The following is a 17204-nucleotide window of genomic DNA, read 5'->3' as shown; positions in this document are numbered from 1 at the left end:
GGCGGTGCGGGTGCTGGTCATGGGGCGTCAACTCCTCGGTGGGTGGGGATGGGGCGGGTCGGAACCGGGACGTACACCACCCGGCCGACGGTGGCGCCGTCGGCGAGCCGCTGCACCCCGGCGGCCACCTCGTCGAGCGGGAGGCGCTCGCTGACCAGGGGCCGTACGGCGCCCCGGGCGGCCAGCGCGGTGAGGGCACGATGGCACTCCGCGACGGCGGCCGGGTCGTGGCGCTGGTAGAGGCCCCAGTGCAGGCCGACGATCGAGTAGTTCTTCACGAGGGCGTGGTTGAGCGCGGCGGACTGGATCCGGCCACCGGCGAAGCCGACCACGAGGATCCGGCCCTCGAAGGCCACGCATTTGGTCGAACGCTGGTAGGTGTCCCCGCCGACCGGGTCGTAGACGACGTCGGCGCCCCGGCCACCGGTCTCGGCCCTGACCACCTCGACGAAGTCCTCGTCGTGCCGGTCCACCACCACGTCGGCGCCGAGCGCGCGGGCCACCGCCGCCTTCTCCGGACCACCCACGACGCCGATCACCCGGGCCCCGGCCGCCTTGCCGAGCTGGACGGCCGCGCTGCCGACGCCGCCGGCCGCCGCGTGCACCAGCAGCGTCTCGCCGGCGCGCAGCGCGGTCCGCCGGTGCAGGCCGAACCAGCCGGTCTGGTAGCCGATGTAGAGGGCGGAGGCCTCGGCGTCGTCGAGCGCCGCGGGCGCGGGGAACGTGGTCGCGGCGTCCAGCAGCGCGAACTCCCCGAACCCGCCGTGCGGCAGCGCGGCGCCGCCGAGCACCCGGTCGCCGACGGCGAACCCGGCCACCCCCTCGCCGAGCGCGACGACCTCGCCGCACAGCTCGACACCCGGCGTGAACGGCAGCTCGGGCCGGACCTGGTACTCGCCGCGGCACATGAGGACGTCGGGGAAGTTGGCCGGCGACGCCAGCACCCGGACCACGAGCTGTCCGGGGCCCGGCTCCGGGTCGTGCACGTCGAGGAGCCGCAGCACGTCCCGGGGCTCGCCGAGCTCGGTCACCCGCCATGCCTTCACCGGAACGCCCCCTGGTCCTCGAGCTGTCGCTGGAGCTTGTTCATGCCGCCCAGCCAGCGGTCCGGGTCGGCGGCGCGGTGCGCGTAGTAGTCGGCCACCCGGGGATGCGGCAGGACCAGGAACCGGTCGTCGTGCAGGGCCTGCCACGTCGCCTCGGCCACGTCCTCCGGGGTGAGCGCCCCGTCGCGGCTGAGCAGGTCCCGCAGCGGCCCGGCGTCGTCGAGCATCCGGGTCCGCACGCCCTGCGGGCAGATGGCCTGCACCACGACGCCGCGATGCAGGTACGTCGCCGACAGCCACTCCGCGAACGCGACGCAGGCGTGCTTGCTGACCGCGTACGCCGGATTGCCGAGCGTGGTGAGCAGCCCGGCCGCGGACGCGGTCACCACGAAGCGGCCCGCGCCGCGCTCGACCCACGCGGGGACCAGCAGTCGCGCGGCCCGCACGTGGGCCATGACGTTCACCTCGTGGCTGGCGGCCCACTCCGCCTCGCCGGCGTCCAGCCCGCGCCCCCGGTCGATCCCGGCGTTGCCGAACCAGACGTCGATGTCACCGAGGTGGCCGCGGGCCGTCTCGACCAGCGCGGCGACGCCCTGCTCGGTGGCGGCGTCGCCGGGGGCGGCCCAACCGCCGATCGCCTCGGCCACCCGCCGGGCCGCCACGCCGTCGAGGTCGTTGACCAAGACCCGCGCTCCCTCGGCGGCGAGTCGGGTGGCCAGCGCGCGGCCGATACCGTGCCCGGCGCCGGTCACGACGACGCCCTTGTCCCGTACCGGCATCAGACACCCCCGTTCAGGGTGAGGCCGCCGTCGACGACGAGCAGCTGACCGGTGATCCAGGCGGCGTCCTCGGAGAGCAGGAACGCGACGACGCTGCCGACGTCCGTGGGGACGCCGAGCCGCTTGAGGGGGTACGCGGCCGCGACCTGCTCCTCGCGGCCCTCGTAGAGGGCGGTGGCGAACTTCGTCTTCACCACGGCCGGGGCGACGGCGTTCACCCGGATGTCCGGGCCCAGCTCGACGGCGAGCTGCTGGGTGAGGTGGGTGAGCATCGCCTTGCTGGCGCCGTAGAAGCCGATGCCGGACGCCGGCCGGACGCCGGCCACCGAGGAGACGTTGACCACGGCGCCCCCGTGCCCGGCCAGCCAGGCCCGGTGGACCTGCTGCACCCAGGACAGCGCGGCGAGGCAGTTCACCTCGAAGACCTTGCGGGCCGCTGCCAGGTCCAGCTCGACCAGCGGGCCGTACGCCGGGTTGATGCCGGTGTTGTTGACCAGGAAGTCCGCGCTGCCGAAGGTGTCGACCGCCCGGCTCACCACCTCGGCCTGGTGGTCGGGGTCGTCGGCGTGCCCGGCGACGCCGACCGCGTGCTCGGCGCCCAGCCGGGCGACCGCCTGGTCCAGCGCCTCCCGTTTGCGCGCCGTGACGACCACCTTGGCGCCGTCGGCGACCAGCCGCTCGGCGATGGCCAGGCCGATGCCGCGGCTGGCACCGGTGACGATCGCCGTGCGACCGGCGAATCTGCTCGACGCGGCCTCCGACACGGCCACCCCCTCCGAAGTTACTAAGCGCTTGCTTAGAATGTGTCTGAGGGAGTGTGCGACAGCCTGGCGGGCGTCGTCAACAGCTCCCCGCCGGCTGGTTGTGGTATCAATGCCGGCCGAGGCTCAGGAGGGAAGGGTGGACGCGTGGTGACCGACAGCGCCGAGCAGTCCCGCGCCGACGCGACCCGCGCCCGGCTGCTCGAGGCGGCCGTCACCGCCTTCGCCGAGCGGGGCTTCCACGGCACGACGACCCGCGACATCGCGGCCGCGGCCGGGCTGAGCCCCGCCGCGCTGTACGTCCATCACAAGTCCAAGGAGGAGCTGCTCTACCTGATCTCGCGCTCGGGGCACGAGCACGTGTTGCGGCTGGTGCGGGAGGCGGTCGCCTCGTCCGCCGACCCGGCCGCGGCGCTGCGGCGGGTGGTCCACGACTTCGTCGTGACCCACGCCCGGGACCACACCACCACCCGGGTGGTGAACTACGAGCTGGCCGCGCTCAGCCCCGCGCACCACGCCGAGATCCGGGAGATCCGCCACCGCATCGAGCAGGCGATCCGGCAACTCGTGGAGGCAGGCGTGAGCGCCGGGGTCTTCGAGACCCCGGACCCGCGGATGGCGGCCGCCGCCCTGCTCTCCCTCGGCGTCGACGTGGGCCGGTGGTACCGGGACGGCGGCGACCTGGTCCCCGAGTACATCGCCGCCCGGTACGCCGAGATGGCGCTGCGCATCGTCGGCGCCCGCTGAGCGAAGGGTCACCACACGCAGGATCGGGGCAGGAACGCCCAGGCGATGCCGGCGGCGAAGCGGTTCCCGTGCCACTTCGCCATGATCCACTGACGATCCCGTTGCTGGAGCCGATCACGCTGCGGCCGCCGGCGCAGCTCGAGGACATGAACCCGGTGCGCTCGATGGCGAACTTGCGCGTGCCGTAGGCGTAGACGGGGCGGTCAGGGCGGTCACCGCCAGGACGGCGGCCAGACCATCGCGACCGGCTCACCCCGCGCCCACCAAGCCATCGCCACTTCTCGATTCACTTGGCGAAAACCTACATCGTTGTAGCTGGCACTGGCAATCTGCTACCTTGCGCGCATCGTCTAGCGAAAGAGCTAAATATGCGAATGTCCACCAAGGCGGTCGCGCTGGCAACGGCTCTGGGCATCGTGCTGGGCGCACCCCCCGCCGCCCAGGCCTACGTGGTGCCGCGCCACGCCGTCAACGTCTGCCAGAGCGCCAGCTTCTACGACAACTACGACTCGGCCTCGGGGCCCTACGGCCTCAAGCGGGTGCTGGAGTACGGCAACAAGATCGGTCACACGCCCGGCGCCCACCCGGTCTACAACGGCTGGGCGGCGACCTTCGACTTCGGCCCCAACGACTGGGGCTACATGCGCATCGAGTGCATCGGAGGCTACGACTCATGGTGACCTCATCCTCCTGGTCCGCGCGGCTGGCCCGCCCGGGCGTCGCCGCCGCGACGGCTGTCGCACTGCTGGCGGTGTCGTCGCCGGCGCAGGCCGCCAACGGCACCGTCGGTGTACGGGAGACGGTGTGCGCCGAGTCGTTGTTCGTCCGCACCGAACCGCTGGGCGCCTGGATGGGCACCCTGTACGCCGGGCAGACCTTCCTGGTGAAGGGGCCGCGGAGCGGGGGCTACATCTACGGCTTCGCCTACGGCCACGTCAATCGCAACGGCTGGGTGCAGGACGGCTGGTTCTGCTGAGCCGGGGCGCAGCGGTTCCGGTCACTCCACCTTGGGTGCGGCGCGGGAGATGATCGTGGCGAAGTCCACGCCGCCGGGCAGGGTGCCGAACGCCTGGCCGTGGTCGCCGCCGAGGCGGGAGGCGCAGAACGCGTCCGCGACGGCCGGGTGGCCGTGCCGCACCAGCAGCGAGCCCTGCAGGACCAGGGCGAGCCGTTCGACGACCCGGCGGGCCCGCAGTTCCAGGTCGTCGCGGTCGGACAGGTCGGCCCGCAGTTGGCGCAGCGCGGCGTCCAGCCGCGGGTCGGCGCCGGCGGCGGCGCTCACCTCCGCCTGGAACGCCTCCATGACCTGGGGCTCCTTGGCGACCGCGCGCAGGACGTCCAGCGCGGCGACGTTGCCGGAGCCCTCCCAGATCGAGTTCAGCGGCGACTCCCGGAACAGCCGCGGCATGCCCGACTCCTCGACGTAGCCGTTGCCGCCCAGGCATTCGAGGGCCTCGGCGGCGTGCGCCGGCCAGCGCTTGCACACCCAGTACTTGCCGACGGCGAGGGCGAGCCGCTTGAACGCCGTCTCGCCGGCGTCGCCGCGCGCGGACCGGTCGGTCGCTCCGGCCAGCCGCATCATGAGGACGGTGGCGGCCTCGGACTCGACCGCGAGGTCGGCGAGCACGTTGCGCATCAGCGGCTGGTCGACCAGGTACCGGCCGAAGGCCGACCGGTGGGTGGTGTGGTGGACGGCGGTGGTCACCCCCTGCCGCATCCCGGCCGCCGCGCCGATGACGCAGTCGAGGCGGGTCAGGTTGACCATGTCGATGATGGTGCGCACGCCACGGCCCTCGTCCCCGACCCGCCAGGCGACCGCGTGCTCGTACTCGACCTCGGCCGAGGCGTTGGACCGGTTGCCGAGCTTGTCCTTGAGGCGCATCAGGCGCATCGGGTTGCGCGTGCCGTCCGGCAGGACCCGCGGGACGAGGAAGCAGGTCAGCCCGCCCGGCGCCTGGGCGAGGGTGAGGAAGATGTCGCACATCGGCGCCGAGGTGAACCACTTGTGCCCGAGGAGCCGGTAGGTGCCGTCCGGGTCGGGGTGCGCGATGGTGGAGTTGGCGCGCACGTCCGACCCGCCCTGCTTCTCCGTCATCGACATGCCGGCCAGCAGCCCGCGCTTCGTCAGCGGCGCACGCAGCCCGAAGTCGTACGCCGTCGCGGTGAGCAGCGGCTCGTACCGCGCGGCCAGTTCCGGGCTGTGCCGCAGCGCGGGCACGGCCGCGTAGGTCATCGAGATCGGGCAGCTGTGGCCGGCGTCGGGGCGCCACGCGTAGAACTTGGCCGCCCGGGCGACGTGCGCGCCCGGCCGGTCGTCCGCCCACGGCGCGGCGTGCAGGCCGTGGGTGACGGCGGTACGCATCAACTCGTGCCAGGCCGGGTGGAACTCCACCTCGTCGATCCGGTGGCCGTAGCGGTCGTGGGTGCGCAGGACCGGCGGGTGCTCGTTGGCCAGCCGCCCCTGCTCGATCGCCGGCGCGGCGCCGCCGAGCCGGCCGAGCTCGTGCAGCTCCGCGGCGGCCCAGCCGGCGCCCTCCCGGTCCAGCCCGTCGAGCAGTGCCGGGTCGTCCGCCGCGTCGTAGCCGGCCAGCGGGGGAACCTGGTTGACGACCTCGTGTGTGGTCACGGCGACACTCCCAGCGCGCGGTGGATGAACCTGATCAGGTCGGGGATGGTGCCCGGGCCGGCGACCCCGGCGGCCAGCGGGCCGACCATGGCCTCGGCGAGGGCGCCGACCAGCGCGGTCGCGGTCAACTCGGGGTCCTGCGGGGGCAGTTCGCCGCTCGCCACTCCGGCCGCGACGTAGCCGGCGATCAGGTCGGCGTACGCGCGGCGGAAGGTGAGCCGCTCGGCGTCGACCGCCGGGTCGACCGGCTCGGCGAGCAGGGCGTACGCCAGGCGCGGGGAGCGCAGCGCGCGACCGGAGAACGTCTCGGCGACGGCGGACACCTGGTCGGCGGCGGTGGCCTGCCGCGCCGCGGCGCGGGCCACCGCGTCCACCTCGCGCTGGGAGGCGGTGCGGAAGACCTCGGCGAACAGCTGGGCCTTGGTGGGGAAGTGGCGGTAGACGCTGCCGGTGGCGACGCCGGCCCGCTCGGCGACGGCCGCGACCGAGCACCCGGCGTAGCCGTGCTCGGCCATGATCTCCAGCGCGGCCGCGACGAGCCGCTCGCGCGAGGCGCTGAGCCGAGCCTTCACCCGCTCGGTGCTCCGGTAGGCCACGCAAGAAGTGAACCATCATTCAGTCCTTGCCGGCAAGGTGCGCGCCCGGTTGCCTCCCGGGTGCCGGATTCAGCGGGCACAACGGTCACAGCTTGGAATCGGGGCCCCGTAGTGATCTTGGTGCGGCTCCACCGATCGGGTACCGTCCCGTGTCACATCGTCTTTGCACCAGCCCTGGCTGTCTGTTACACCCGGGGTCGATCGGAGGGACACCGCCCGTGACTTTCCATAGCGCAGTCCGCAAGGCCGGCCTCATCGTGGCGATCGCCGCCCTCGCGGCGAGCGCGGGATGCGCCAAGTCGGAGGACGGCGAGACCCAGGCGAGCGGGGTCAAGCTCGTCGAGAAGGGCAAGCTCACCGTCTGCACCCACCTGCCGTACGCGCCGTTCCAGTCCAAGGACGCGAGCGGCAAGGTGGTCGGGTTCGACGTCGACGTGATGGACCTGGTCGCCAAGGACCTGGGCGTCGAGCAGAAGATCGTCGACACCCCGTTCGAGGGGATCAAGTCCGGCCAGGACCTGAACACCGGCAAGTGCGACGCGGCCGCCGCCGGCATGACGATCACCGAGGAACGGCAGAAGGTGATGAACTTCTCCGATCCCTACTTCGACGCGACGCAGGCCCTGCTGGTCAAGACCGGCAAGTCGTACAAGTCGCTCGACGACCTCAAGGGCAAGAAGGTCGGCGTCCAGGCCGCGACCACCGGCCGCGACTACGCCAAGAAGTTCGAGAAGGAGAAGGGCCTGCAGCTCGTCGAGTTCGAGGACCTCGCCGCCGAGCAGCAGGCGCTGGCCAACGGCCAGATCGAGGCCGCCGTCAACGACCTGCCGGTCTGGACCGAGTACATCAAGGAACACGCGGGCGGGTTCGAGGTGACCGCCGAGTTCGACACCGGTGAGCAGTACGGCTTCTCGGTGAAGAAGGACGGCAACCCGGAGCTGCTCAAGAAGATCAACGAGGTGCTCGCCAAGGCGAAGCAGGACGGCACCTACGACACGATCTACGAGAAGTGGATCGGCAAGAAGCCGAACGCCTGATCCATCCGCCCGCGGCGGAGGGCGCGCCCGCGCGCCCTCCGCCGCGGCGACCTCCGCACCTCTCAAGGAGCGCCGAACCGTGAAGCTGCGACGCCGCCAACGAGAGCGGCTGTCCCTCTGGCTCCAGTACCTGGCCTTCGTGGCCGTCATCGCCGTGGTGATCCTCGCGGCGGACTGGGGCCGCCTGAGGGAAGCGTTCTTCCGCGTCGACATCATCGAGTCGATGTTCCCGACGATCATCACCGTCGCGCTGCGCAACACGATCCTCTACACGCTGGGCGCGTTCGCCTTCGGCCTCGTCTTCGGCACCGTCCTCGCGCTGATGCGGCTGTCCCGGGTGGCTCCCTACCGCTGGGTGGCGACGGCCTACATCGAGCTGTTCCGGGGGCTGCCCGCGCTGCTGGTGCTCTTCCTCGTCGGCTACGGCATTCCCATCGCCTTTCCGGAGCGCGAGATTCCGGGCGGCGTGTTCGGGTCGATCACGATCGGTCTCGGGCTGACCGCGGCGGCCTACATGGCCGAGACCATCCGGGCCGGCATCCAGGCCGTGCCGAAGGGGCAGATGGAGGCGGCGCGCACCCTCGGCATGTCGCACTTCACCGCGATGCGCACGATCGTCATCCCCCAGGCGTTCCGGATCGTGATCCCACCGCTGACCAACGAACTGATCCTGCTCACCAAGGACTCGTCGCTCGCCTACGTGCTCGGCGTGACGGCGCAGACCATCGAGGTGACCAAGTTCGGCCGGGACACGCTCAACGACCGGGTCAACGCCACCCCGCTGCTGGTGGCCGGCCTCACCTACCTGGTCGTCACCCTGCCCCTGTCCCAGGTGGTACGCCGCCTCGAACTCCGCTACGCCAAGGCTCGGTGATCCCATGACGACCAGCCAGTCCCAGCCCGCCGTCGAGATCCGCGACCTGCACAAGTCCTTCGGCCCCCTCGAGGTGCTCAAGGGCATCGACTTCGAGGTCGGCCACGGCGAGGTGGTCTGCGTCATCGGGCCGTCCGGGTCCGGCAAGTCGACGCTGCTGCGGTGCGTCAACCTGCTGGAGGAGCCGACCGCGGGCAGGATCTGGGTCAACGGGACCGAGATGACCGACCCCGACGTCGAGATCGACTCGGTACGCCGCGGCATCGGCATGGTCTTCCAGTCGTTCAACCTCTTCCCGCACCTGACCGTGCTGGACAACCTCACCATCGCCCAGCGTCGGGTGCTGCGGCGCGGACGCGCCGAGGCGGAGCGGGTCGCGCGGGCCAACCTGGACCGGGTCGGCCTCACCGACAAGGCGGGCGCCTTCCCGGCCCAGCTCTCCGGCGGGCAGCAGCAGCGGGCGGCCATCGCCCGGTCGCTGTCGATGGACCCGAAGCTGATGCTCTTCGACGAGCCGACCTCCGCGCTCGACCCGGAGCTGGTCGGCGACGTCCTCACCGTCATGCGCAAGCTGGCCGAGGACGGCATGACCATGCTGGTGGTGACCCACGAGATGGCGTTCGCCCGGGACGTCGCCGACCGGGTCGTGTTCATGGACGGTGGGGTGGTGGTCGAGCAGGGGCCACCGCAGGAGGTGCTGGGCGCGCCGCGGCACGAGCGGACCCGCTCGTTTCTCTCCCGCGTCCTCGACCCGACCCACGTCGCGCAGCTCGGGCGGCCCGACGAGGCCGCCGAGCCACCCGCGGCGCCGGGGCTGCCGGCCGACGACCGTCACCCGCTGTGACCGCCGGGGCGGCGTCGTAACCCCTGGCTAGGCTCGACCACATGGCAGATCCGTTCCGGGTACGCGTCACCGTCCGCGGCTACGAGCTCGACACGCAGGGCCACCTGAACCAGGCCGTCTACCTCCAGTACGGCGAGCACGCCCGGTGGGAGTGCCTGCGCGCCGCCGGCATCCGGCAGGACCGGCTCATCGCCGGCGGGGTGGGGCCGGTGGCCCTGGAGGTCACCCTGCGCTACCTGCGGGAGCTGCGCGGCGGCGACGAGGTGGACGTGTCCTGCGAGTTCCGCTGGGGCGAGGGGAAGACCTTCCAGATCGTCCAGGACCTGACCCGCCCGGACGGCACCCAGGTCGCCACCATCACCGGAGTGGGTGGCCTGCTGGACCTGGCCACCCGCCGGCTGGTCCCCGACCCGCGCGAGCGGTTCCGGGAGCTGGCCACCGACCCCGCGCCGATGAACCTCTGAGCGGCCTACCCGCCGGCGCGCAGGTAGGTGAGCACGGCCAGCACCCGCCGGTTGGTGTCGTCGCTGGGCGGCAGGTCGAGCTTGGTGAGGATGTTCCCGACGTGCTTGCCGACCGCCGCCTCGGTGACGTGCAGCCGCGCCGCGATCGCCCCGTTGGAGTGGCCCTCGGCGACCAGCGCCAGCACCTCCCGCTCCCGGGGTGACAGGGCCGCGAGGGGATCCCGGGGGCGGCGCAGCAGGTGCCGCACCACGTCCGGGTCGACGGCGGTGCCGCCGGCCGCCACCCGGCGCAGGGTGTCGGCGAACTCGGCCACGTCGGCGACCCGGTCCTTGAGCAGGTAGCCGACCCGCCGGCCGTCGCCGCTGTCGAGCAGTGCGGCCGCGTACCCGCTCTGTACATGCTGGCTGAGCACCACCACGGCCAGGTCGGGCCGTTCGGCGCGCAGGGTGACCGCCGCGCGGAGCCCGTCGTCGCGGTGCTCGGGTGGCATGCGGATGTCGGTCACCAGCAGCTCCGGCCGGTGGGTGCGGGCCGCGTCGACCAGGGCGGGCGCCGTGCCGACGGCGGCGACTACGGCGAAGCCGAACCGGGTCAGCAGGCCGACGAGGCCCTCCCGCAGGAGGACCTCGTCCTCGGCGAGCACGACCCGGGTCACGGGCGGCACGGCAGCTCCACCCGGACGAGGGTAGGGCCACCGGGCGGGCTGGCGAGCAGCAACCGCCCGTCCACCGCGGCGACCCGGTCGGCGAGCCCGGTCAACCCGGTGCCCCGGGAGGGGTCGGCGCCGCCGCGGCCGTCGTCCGCCACCTCCACGACCAGGCGGCGGTCGGAGCGGGTGAGCCGTACCTCGGCGCCGCTCGCCCCGGCATGCCGGGCGACGTTGCCCAACGCCTCGGAGACCACGTACCAGGCGGTGGTCTCGACCAGCTCCGGCACCGGCCGGGCGAGGTCGGCGCGTACGGTGACCGGGACGGCAGCCTGGGCGGCCAGCTCGCGGACGGCGCCGGCCAGGCCGAGTTCGGTGAGCTGCTGCGGCCGGATGCCCTGCACGATCCGCCGGAGCGTGACCATCAGCTCCTTGGCCTGCTCGTGGGCGACGGCCAGGGGCTTCGCGGCGGGGGAGTCCTCGGGCACGTCGAGCCGGGCCAGCCCCAGCTGGAGGGTGAGGCTGGTCAGCCGCGGCTGCGCCCCGTCGTGCACGTCCCGCTCGATCCGGCGGCGTTCCGCCTCGTACGCGCCGACCAGCCGGGCGCGGGAGCGGGTGACCTCGCGCAGGGCCGTGCCGTCGGGCGGGGCGGCGAGCAGCCAGCGGGCCACCGCGGCCTGCACCGCGACGAGCAGGCCGGCCAGGTAGCCCAGCCCCGGCACGGCGAGCACCCCCGCGACCGCGTACGGGACCGCCGCCCGCGGGGTGTCCACGGTGGTCCAGACCAGCACGATCCGCTCGGTGCCCCCGGCCAGCCACGGGCCCGCGACCAGCGTGACGTCGAGCAGGGCGAGCAGCGCGAACATCCCGTACGCCAGCGGCACGACACCGCCCAGCCAGGCCGCGTACGCCACCTCCCGCCACGCGGCGGCGGTCGTGTACCGCGCGGCCAGCCCGCGCACCCGTGGCCCGGGCAGTGGACGCCCGTCGACCACGCCGAGCCGCCACCGCTCGACCACGGCCAGCGGGGCGCTCGCGAGCGGCGCGACGGCCAGCGCGGCCAGGGCGACGACCGTGAGGAGGACGACGAGGGGGAGGGCCACGGGGCGACCCCGCTGCGCCGCGCTGACCACCGCGAGCAGTGGCGCCCCGACCACGGACAACCCGACCGCGAGGACGCCGGAGAGCGGCACGGTGGTGGCGGCGTACGCGAGCGCGCGCCAGGGCCACGCGGAGATCAGGTAGCGGCGCCGGCGCAGGGCCTCCGCCAGGTGCCGGGGTTCGTCCAAGGTCATGTCGTCACGCTAGCCAGGTCGTGTTCGGGCAGCCCAGCCGTCTGGACCCCGCTCTCGGGGTATGCCTGGCCCTACCGTGTTCCGGCCCGCCACGCCCAGTGCGCCGCCGCCCCCGCCCGCTGGACTGGGGTCATGGATCGTCACCGCCTCGGCGCCGCCTGCTGGCTGCTCGCCACACCCCTGTTCCTGGCCGCGAACGTGGTCGTCGGACTGGCCTGGCGGCAACCGCCGTTCAGCTGGGCCACCAACAACATCAGCGACCTCGGCAACGTGACCTGCGGCCGGTGGGACAGCACCCGGTCTGCTCGCCCTGGCACGACGCCATGAACGGCGCGATGGGCGCCACCGCGGCCCTGCTCGCACTCGGGGTGCTGCTCACCTGGCCGGCGCTCGGCCGCGGGGCGGCCGCCACCGCGGCGCGGCTGCTCACGCTCGCCGCCGCTGCCGGGTACGCCCTGGCCGCCGCCGCACCGGCCGACGTGGACGAGAACCGGCACTTCCTGGGCGCGCTGCTGATCTTCGTGCTGGGCAACCTCGGGATGCTGGTGGCGGCGCTGGCCGGGCGGTCGCCGGTGCTCGGCGGGCTGCGTGCCGCGAGCCTGGTCCTCGGCTCGACCGGGGTGGCCGGCGTGGTGCTCTTCCTCGCGCGGGTCGACGCGGGTATCGGGGTCGGCGGGATGGAGCGGGTGGCGGTGTTCCCGCTGCTGGTGTGGACGGTGCTGGTCGGGGCGCGGGTGTTCCGGGCCGGGCGGGATCGACGCCTATCCTGAGCGGGTGGAACTGGAGTTCAGCGGTGAGGTGTGGTTCTGGCGGGGGCCGGCGCCGTGGCACTTCGTCACCGTCCCCGACGAGCTGTGCGGTGAGCTGGAGGCGGCCTCGACGTCGGTCACCTACGGCTGGGGGATGATCCCGGTGACCGCGCGGATCGGGGCGACGGGCTGGCAGACGTCGCTCTGGCCGAAGGACGGGCGCTACGTGGTGCCCGTGAAGACGGCGGTCCGCAGGGCCGAAGGGATCGCGCTGGGCGACCGGGTGGACGTCCACCTGAGCGTCACGCGGTGACCGGTCGACGGGAACGGGAGCGGATGGACCTGGCGGAAGCGGCGACGCTGCTCGCGCAGGCGCGGCGGCTGGTGGTCTTCACCGGCGCCGGCATGTCGGCCGAGAGCGGCGTGCCCACCTTCCGCGACGCCCTGACCGGCCTGTGGGCACAGGTCGACCCGCAGACCCTCGCCACCCCCGAGGCGTTCCGCGCCGACCCCGCGCTGGTCTGGGGCTGGTACGAGTGGCGGCGCGGCGCCGTCCGGCGGGCCGAACCGAACCCGGGGCACCGGGCCGTGGCCGCCATGGCGGCGCGGGTCCCGGAGACCGTGGTCGTCACCCAGAACGTCGACGACCTGCACGAGCGCGCCGGCTCTGCGGCCCCGATCCACCTGCACGGCAGCCTGTTCGCGCCGCGCTGTTCGGCCTGCGCCGAGCCGGCGCCGGTGCCCGACGGCGGGGCGGAGCCGGGGGAGGGCCGACGGCTGGAGCCGCCCCGCTGCGGGCGTTGCGCCGCGCCGGTGCGGCCCGGGGTGGTGTGGTTCGGCGAGGCGCTGCCGGAGCAGGCGCTCGAGGCCGCCGTCGAGGCGGCGTACCGCTGCGACGTGCTGCTCACCGTCGGCACGTCCGGCCTGGTGTATCCCGCCGCCGAGATCCCGCAGGTCGCGGCGCGTCGGGGCGGCACGGTGATCCAGGTCAACCCGGAGGAGACGCCGCTGGACGCGGTGTGCGAGGTCAACCTGCGGGGAGCGGCGGCCCGCGTGCTCCCCGCCCTCGTGCGGGCCGCCTGGGGTGACGCCGCCCCGGCGTGACCGGGACGCCTACAGCCGGACCCACCTGCTGCTGATCACCGGGGTCATCTACCTGTCGCTGGGCACGCGACCACCGGCCGCAAGGGGTGACCGTGATCAGCCCGCCGGCTCGTCGAGGAAGGCGAGGGTGACCGCGGCGAACAGCGGCGAGCTGAAGATGCTGTAGTGGGTGAGCCCGGGCAGGATCGCCAGCGCGTGCCCGCCCTTGGGCCGGCCCTCGCCCGCCCAGCCACCGTCGCGCAGGCCGCCGTCGAGCAGCCGGAACACCTCCACGTAGTGGCTCGGCGGCGCCATGTCGGCGTCGGCGGCGACGATCAGCGTCGGCACCCGCAGGTCACTGACCTCCTCGGTCAGGTCGAAGTCCTCCGCCATCAGCGCGCCGATCTTGTCGAGCAGCCGGGGGAAGTCCTCCGGGCGCGGTGCCACCTGCTGGTAGAGCTGGTACATCGGGGTGTCCGTCATGAACTCCGCGGCGGCCCCGGTCACCTGGCCCTGTTGCGCCCGCATCTCCGGGTAGATGGCGTCCGACCGCACGTGCGCGGACGCCGCGACGAGCCGGCCGACCTTCTCCGGGTGGGCCACCGCGGCGCGCAGCGCCACGCCGCCGCCGAGCGAGTAGCCCACCAGGTGCGGCCGGTCCAGCCCGAGGTGGTCGATGAGCGCGGCGATGTCGTCGGCCATCGTGCGCAGGTCGAGCGGGCGGTCGACGTCGGCGGTGCGGCCGTGACCCTGCAGGTCGACGGCGATGACCTGGTGCCGCGCGGCCAGCGCGGGCAGCACCGGCCCGAACATCTCACCCGACCCGAGCCCGCCGTGCAGCAGGATCAGCGGGTGCCCGGTGCCGTGCGTCTCGTAGTAGAGGTTGATGCCGTTGACCTCGGCGTATCGGCCGACGCCCGCGACGTCCGTGGTCCAGTCGGTGGCGGTCACGGTGACGCTCCTTCCGTCCGGGGGTGTGGTGGCGGGTGGCGGACCCCGACGGCGCCGGCCGCGAGGTCACGGGCTGCGGCCTCACCCTACGCAGCCGCGGCGGCCCCGTGCTGCCCCGCCGCGCCGGGTCAGGAGAAGTGCGTCCGCGGCCGGGGGAGGCGTTCCCCGTCCACGACCAGGTCGACCTTCTCGTTGTAGAAGGCGACCAGCCCGGCGATCGGCAGCAGCGCGGCGGTGGGGAAGTCGTACGACCAGGCCAGGTCCGGATGGAGCCGGTCGCCGGCGCGCACCGACCAGTACCCGCTGGTGCGGCCCTTGTACGGGCAGGCGGTCCGGGTCGGCGACGGCGCGAGGTGCCGGAAGTGCACGTCGGTGCGGTTCAGGTAGTAGCGGGTCGGCAGGCCGGTCTCGAAGACCAGCACCGGCGAGGTCGACTCGGCCAGCACCGTCCCGTCCAGTTCGACCCGGACGTGGCGGGTGGAGCGCAGCGCGTCCACCCGGGAGTACGGGTTGCGGGGGTGGACGAAGACCTCCTCGTCCTCCTCGAACCAGGCGTCCAGCGCGGCCCAGTCGAACCGGATGGTGTCGGCCAGCCCGGGCGGCGCGTCGTCGCCGTACCACCGGGCGCAGCCGGCCCGGGCGAACTCGCCGACCCGCAGCCCGTGCACCCGCGCGGTGCCGCGCCGCGTCTCCTCGGTGCGTCCCTCGTCGACCAGCAGGTCCCGGCGGACGTCGTCGGCGGGGACGTAGTACTGGGGGTACGGCGGCCACTCCCAGACGTACCGGGCGCGGGTGGTGTCCAGCACCAGTTCGCCGGCCAGGAAGGCGCGGATCCGGCGGGGCGACGGCTCGATCCGGCCGACCTCGGCGGCCGGCGGCGGGTAGTCGGGCACGGTGTCTCCTCCCAGGTGGAATGTGCGGCGGACGGTTCAACGAGCCGATGTGACCTGGGGCACCTTCGCCGCCGGTGGGAATGAGACCGGCCGTCCGGGGTTTGCTGCCAGGTGTGACCAGTGCGCAGATTTCCCCCGCCCCGACCGCCGAGACACCCGGTGCCCTGAGCCGCGGGCAGGAGCTGCGCCTCGTGCTGGTGCTCGGCTCGCTGATCGCGATCGGGCCGCTGACCATCGACATGTACCTGCCCGCGCTGCCGGCCATCACCGCCGACCTGGAGACCACCTCGGCGGCCGTGCAGCTCACCCTCACCGGCACCCTCGCCGGGCTCGCCCTCGGCCAGTTGCTGATCGGCCCGCTCTCCGACGCCGTCGGCCGGCGGCTGCCGCTGCTCGCCGGGATCGCGCTGCACATCCTGGCCTCGCTGCTCTGCGTGGTCGCGCCGACCGTGCAGGTGGTCGGCGTGCTCCGGGTGCTCCAGGGGCTGGGCGTCGCGGCCACCTCGGTGGTCGCCATGGCCGTGGTCCGCGACCTGTTCAGCGGCGCCGCCTTCGCCCGGCTCTTCTCCCGGCTCATGCTCGTGATGGGCGCGGCCCCGATCCTGGCGCCCACCCTCGGCTCCGGGCTGCTGCGCTGGTCGGACTGGCGGGGCGTGTTCGTGGCCCTCGCCGTCTTCGGGCTGCTGCTGGTCGTGGTCGCGGCGGTCGGGCTCCGGGAGACCCTGCCGCCGGCGCGCCGCCGCCACGGCGGCGTCGCCGCCGTCGGCCGGGACTACCGCGCGCTGCTGCGGGACCGGACGTTCGTCGGGCTCGTGCTGGTCGCCGGGCTCGCCATGGCGGCGCTCTTCGCCTACGTGGCCGGGTCGTCGTTCGTCTTCCAGCAGCGGTACGGGCTGGACGAGCAGCAGTTCGGGCTGGCGTTCGGCGCCGGAGCCGTCGGTCTCATCACCGCCACCCAGCTCAACGTGCGGCTGCTGCGCCGGTACACCCCGCAGCGGATCCTGGTCACCGCGCTGGCCGTCGGCACCGCGGCCGGGCTGGTGCTGCTGAGCTTCGCGGCCACCGGCGTCGGCGGCCTGGCGGCCGTGCTGGCCTCGCTCTGGGTGGTGCTCGCCGCGGCCGGGCTCGCCATGCCGAACGCGCCCGCCCTGGCGCTGTCCCGGCACGGGGAGGCGGCCGGCACCGCCGCCGCGCTGCTCGGCGCGGTCCAGTTCGGCGTGGGCGCGCTCGCCGCGCCGCTGGTCGGCGTGCTCGGCACCGGCAGCGTGGCGATGGCCGCCGTGGTCGCCGGCGGCATGGCGGTGGCCCTGGTCGTGCTGCTCACCGTGGTCCGGCCGGCGCGGCTGGCCGAGGTCGAGCCGGTCGCGGTCGCCGTCGCCGCGCACTGACCGCCGGGCCGGGCCGGGCTCAGCGGGGGGCCGGCCGGCCCATGGCCGCCCCCAGCTCCGCCCGGGTGGAGATGCCGAGCTTGCGGTACACCCGGGCGAGGTTGGCCTCCACGGTCTTCGGGCTGATGAACAGCTCGTCGGCGATGGCCCGGTTCGTCCGTCCGCCGGCGGCGAGCCGGGCCACCCGTTCCTCGGTGGCGGTCAGCGCGGTGGCGGTCGGGGCACGCCGGCCGATCCGGGCCAGTTCCGCCTGCGCCCGTTCGGCGAAGGCGACGGCCCCCAGCGCGGTGAATTCGGTGACCGCCGCCTCAAGTGCCTCCCGGGCCTCCCGACGGCGGCGGGCCCGGCGGCACGCGCGGCCGGCGACCAGCAGGCAGCGGGCCCGGTCCAGGGGCAGCACGTCCGCCGGCACGGCGGCGCGGGC

General features: G+C 73.9%; 22 protein-coding genes. 12 read left to right on the top strand and 10 right to left on the bottom strand.

Features of this window, described 5'->3' with window-relative positions; all coding sequences use genetic code 11:
* Positions 1 to 17: 17 nt before the first annotated feature.
* Genes B0E53_RS04160 through B0E53_RS04150 form a run of 3 tightly spaced genes read right to left on the bottom strand, consistent with a single transcriptional unit; the run spans position 18 to position 2595 of the window.
* Complete coding sequence (locus tag B0E53_RS04160) at positions 18 to 1031, bottom strand: NADPH:quinone oxidoreductase family protein (RefSeq protein WP_246835223.1); 1014 nt, start codon at positions 1029 to 1031, stop codon at positions 18 to 20.
* Between the two features lie 11 nt (positions 1032 to 1042).
* The gene (locus B0E53_RS04155; protein WP_107074741.1) at positions 1043 to 1825 is read right to left on the bottom strand and encodes an SDR family oxidoreductase; all 783 of its coding nucleotides are present in this window, start codon (positions 1823 to 1825) and stop codon (positions 1043 to 1045) included.
* Positions 1825 to 2595 (bottom strand): SDR family oxidoreductase, encoded by a 771-nt coding sequence (locus B0E53_RS04150; RefSeq protein WP_246835222.1) that lies wholly within the window; start codon positions 2593 to 2595, stop codon positions 1825 to 1827. Before B0E53_RS04150 ends, B0E53_RS04155 begins: the two co-directional genes overlap by 1 nt.
* 141 nt (positions 2596 to 2736) lie before the next feature.
* Here B0E53_RS04150 and B0E53_RS04145 point away from each other — a divergent pair, with 141 nt between their 5' ends.
* The 3 genes from B0E53_RS04145 (at position 2737) to B0E53_RS04135 (ending at position 4309) form a co-directional block, all read left to right on the top strand.
* Positions 2737 to 3333 carry a TetR family transcriptional regulator gene (locus B0E53_RS04145; protein ID WP_107074770.1) on the top strand — a complete coding sequence of 199 codons (597 nt, stop codon included), beginning with the start codon at positions 2737 to 2739 and terminating at the stop codon, positions 3331 to 3333.
* 368 nt (positions 3334 to 3701) lie between these two features.
* The gene (locus tag B0E53_RS04140; RefSeq protein ID WP_210405913.1) at positions 3702 to 4013 is read left to right on the top strand and encodes a hypothetical protein; all 312 of its coding nucleotides are present in this window, start codon (positions 3702 to 3704) and stop codon (positions 4011 to 4013) included.
* Entirely contained in the window at positions 4007 to 4309 is a 303-nt protein-coding gene (locus B0E53_RS04135) for a hypothetical protein (protein WP_246835221.1), read from the top strand. Before B0E53_RS04140 ends, B0E53_RS04135 begins: the two co-directional genes overlap by 7 nt.
* Before the next feature lie 21 nt (positions 4310 to 4330).
* On the opposite strand, the gene B0E53_RS04130 is transcribed toward B0E53_RS04135, so the two are convergent.
* Together B0E53_RS04130 and B0E53_RS04125 are read right to left on the bottom strand one after the other, a co-directional pair.
* Positions 4331 to 5959 (bottom strand): isovaleryl-CoA dehydrogenase, encoded by a 1629-nt coding sequence (locus B0E53_RS04130; RefSeq protein WP_107074740.1) that lies wholly within the window; start codon positions 5957 to 5959, stop codon positions 4331 to 4333.
* Positions 5956 to 6555 (bottom strand): TetR/AcrR family transcriptional regulator, encoded by a 600-nt coding sequence (locus tag B0E53_RS04125; RefSeq protein WP_107074739.1) that lies wholly within the window; start codon positions 6553 to 6555, stop codon positions 5956 to 5958. The genes B0E53_RS04130 and B0E53_RS04125 overlap by 4 nt, the downstream gene beginning before the upstream one ends.
* Positions 6556 to 6773: 218 nt before the next feature.
* Here B0E53_RS04125 and B0E53_RS04120 point away from each other — a divergent pair, with 218 nt between their 5' ends.
* From B0E53_RS04120 to B0E53_RS04105, 4 genes are all read left to right on the top strand, one after another.
* Positions 6774 to 7592: a basic amino acid ABC transporter substrate-binding protein gene (locus B0E53_RS04120; RefSeq protein ID WP_107074738.1), complete on the top strand. Its 819-nt coding sequence runs from the start codon at positions 6774 to 6776 to the stop codon at positions 7590 to 7592.
* Between the two features lie 79 nt (positions 7593 to 7671).
* A complete protein-coding gene (locus B0E53_RS04115; protein WP_107074737.1) occupies positions 7672 to 8466 on the top strand; it encodes an amino acid ABC transporter permease in 795 nt (264 codons plus the stop codon).
* A 4-nt stretch (positions 8467 to 8470) separates the two neighbouring features.
* Positions 8471 to 9310, top strand: coding sequence for an amino acid ABC transporter ATP-binding protein (locus B0E53_RS04110; RefSeq protein WP_107074736.1), 840 nt, complete (start codon positions 8471 to 8473; stop codon positions 9308 to 9310).
* 41 nt (positions 9311 to 9351) lie between these two features.
* On the top strand, positions 9352 to 9774 hold the full coding sequence (locus B0E53_RS04105; RefSeq protein WP_107074735.1) for a thioesterase family protein: 423 nt from the start codon (positions 9352 to 9354) through the stop codon (positions 9772 to 9774).
* Positions 9775 to 9779: 5 nt separating this feature from the next.
* Here B0E53_RS04105 and B0E53_RS04100 read toward each other — a convergent pair whose 3' ends face one another.
* Complete coding sequence (locus B0E53_RS04100; protein WP_107074734.1) at positions 9780 to 10439, bottom strand: response regulator transcription factor; 660 nt, start codon at positions 10437 to 10439, stop codon at positions 9780 to 9782.
* Positions 10427 to 11716, bottom strand: coding sequence for a histidine kinase (locus B0E53_RS04095; protein WP_107074733.1), 1290 nt, complete (start codon positions 11714 to 11716; stop codon positions 10427 to 10429). The genes B0E53_RS04100 and B0E53_RS04095 overlap by 13 nt, the downstream gene beginning before the upstream one ends.
* A gap of 132 nt (positions 11717 to 11848) precedes the next feature.
* Here B0E53_RS04095 and B0E53_RS39035 point away from each other — a divergent pair, with 132 nt between their 5' ends.
* Genes B0E53_RS39035 through B0E53_RS04080 form a run of 4 tightly spaced genes read left to right on the top strand, consistent with a single transcriptional unit; the run spans position 11849 to position 13569 of the window.
* Positions 11849 to 12043 carry a hypothetical protein gene (locus B0E53_RS39035; RefSeq protein ID WP_246835220.1) on the top strand — a complete coding sequence of 65 codons (195 nt, stop codon included), beginning with the start codon at positions 11849 to 11851 and terminating at the stop codon, positions 12041 to 12043.
* The gene (locus tag B0E53_RS04090) at positions 12001 to 12486 is read left to right on the top strand and encodes a DUF998 domain-containing protein (protein WP_246835219.1); all 486 of its coding nucleotides are present in this window, start codon (positions 12001 to 12003) and stop codon (positions 12484 to 12486) included. Before B0E53_RS39035 ends, B0E53_RS04090 begins: the two co-directional genes overlap by 43 nt.
* Before the next feature lie 4 nt (positions 12487 to 12490).
* Positions 12491 to 12778: a DUF1905 domain-containing protein gene (locus tag B0E53_RS04085; RefSeq protein WP_107074732.1), complete on the top strand. Its 288-nt coding sequence runs from the start codon at positions 12491 to 12493 to the stop codon at positions 12776 to 12778.
* Between the two features lie 23 nt (positions 12779 to 12801).
* On the top strand, positions 12802 to 13569 hold the full coding sequence (locus B0E53_RS04080) for an NAD-dependent deacylase (protein ID WP_107074731.1): 768 nt from the start codon (positions 12802 to 12804) through the stop codon (positions 13567 to 13569).
* A 96-nt stretch (positions 13570 to 13665) separates the two neighbouring features.
* Here the strand turns inward: B0E53_RS04080 and B0E53_RS04070 are convergent, their stop codons facing one another.
* The gene (locus B0E53_RS04070) at positions 13666 to 14436 is read right to left on the bottom strand and encodes an alpha/beta hydrolase (protein ID WP_246835230.1); all 771 of its coding nucleotides are present in this window, start codon (positions 14434 to 14436) and stop codon (positions 13666 to 13668) included.
* Between the two features lie 191 nt (positions 14437 to 14627).
* Complete coding sequence (locus tag B0E53_RS04065) at positions 14628 to 15392, bottom strand: DUF427 domain-containing protein (RefSeq protein ID WP_107074728.1); 765 nt, start codon at positions 15390 to 15392, stop codon at positions 14628 to 14630.
* A 113-nt stretch (positions 15393 to 15505) separates the two neighbouring features.
* On the opposite strand from B0E53_RS04065, the gene B0E53_RS04060 reads away from it, so the two are divergent.
* Positions 15506 to 16780, top strand: a complete 1275-nt coding sequence (locus B0E53_RS04060; RefSeq protein ID WP_348639643.1) for a multidrug effflux MFS transporter — start codon at positions 15506 to 15508, stop codon at positions 16778 to 16780.
* A 19-nt stretch (positions 16781 to 16799) separates the two neighbouring features.
* Here B0E53_RS04060 and B0E53_RS04055 read toward each other — a convergent pair.
* Positions 16800 to 17204 (bottom strand): helix-turn-helix transcriptional regulator (locus tag B0E53_RS04055; RefSeq protein WP_146167583.1); only part of this gene is annotated, 405 nt, incomplete at its 5' end.

Origin of the sequence: Micromonospora sp. MH33, from assembly GCF_003013775.1 — a bacterium.
GTDB lineage: Bacteria > Actinomycetota > Actinomycetes > Mycobacteriales > Micromonosporaceae > Micromonospora > Micromonospora fulviviridis.
Note: the sequence above shows the minus strand (reverse complement) of the source record. Positions and strands in the feature narration are given on the sequence as shown.

Bases quoted from the DNA above. Each gene is read 5' to 3' on its own strand.
- B0E53_RS04155 (WP_107074741.1), bottom strand. From the start codon at position 1,825: ATGCCGGTACGGGACAAGGGCGTCGTCGTGACCGGCGCCGGGCACGGT.
- B0E53_RS04140 (WP_210405913.1), top strand. From the start codon at position 3,702: ATGCGAATGTCCACCAAGGCGGTCGCGCTGGCAACGGCTCTGGGCATC.
- B0E53_RS04135 (WP_246835221.1), top strand. From the start codon at position 4,007: ATGGTGACCTCATCCTCCTGGTCCGCGCGGCTGGCCCGCCCGGGCGTC.
- B0E53_RS04110 (WP_107074736.1), top strand. From the start codon at position 8,471: ATGACGACCAGCCAGTCCCAGCCCGCCGTCGAGATCCGCGACCTGCAC.
- B0E53_RS04105 (WP_107074735.1), top strand. From the start codon at position 9,352: ATGGCAGATCCGTTCCGGGTACGCGTCACCGTCCGCGGCTACGAGCTC.
- B0E53_RS04095 (WP_107074733.1), bottom strand. From the start codon at position 11,716: ATGACCTTGGACGAACCCCGGCACCTGGCGGAGGCCCTGCGCCGGCGC.
- B0E53_RS39035 (WP_246835220.1), top strand. From the start codon at position 11,849: ATGGATCGTCACCGCCTCGGCGCCGCCTGCTGGCTGCTCGCCACACCC.
- B0E53_RS04080 (WP_107074731.1), top strand. From the start codon at position 12,802: ATGGACCTGGCGGAAGCGGCGACGCTGCTCGCGCAGGCGCGGCGGCTG.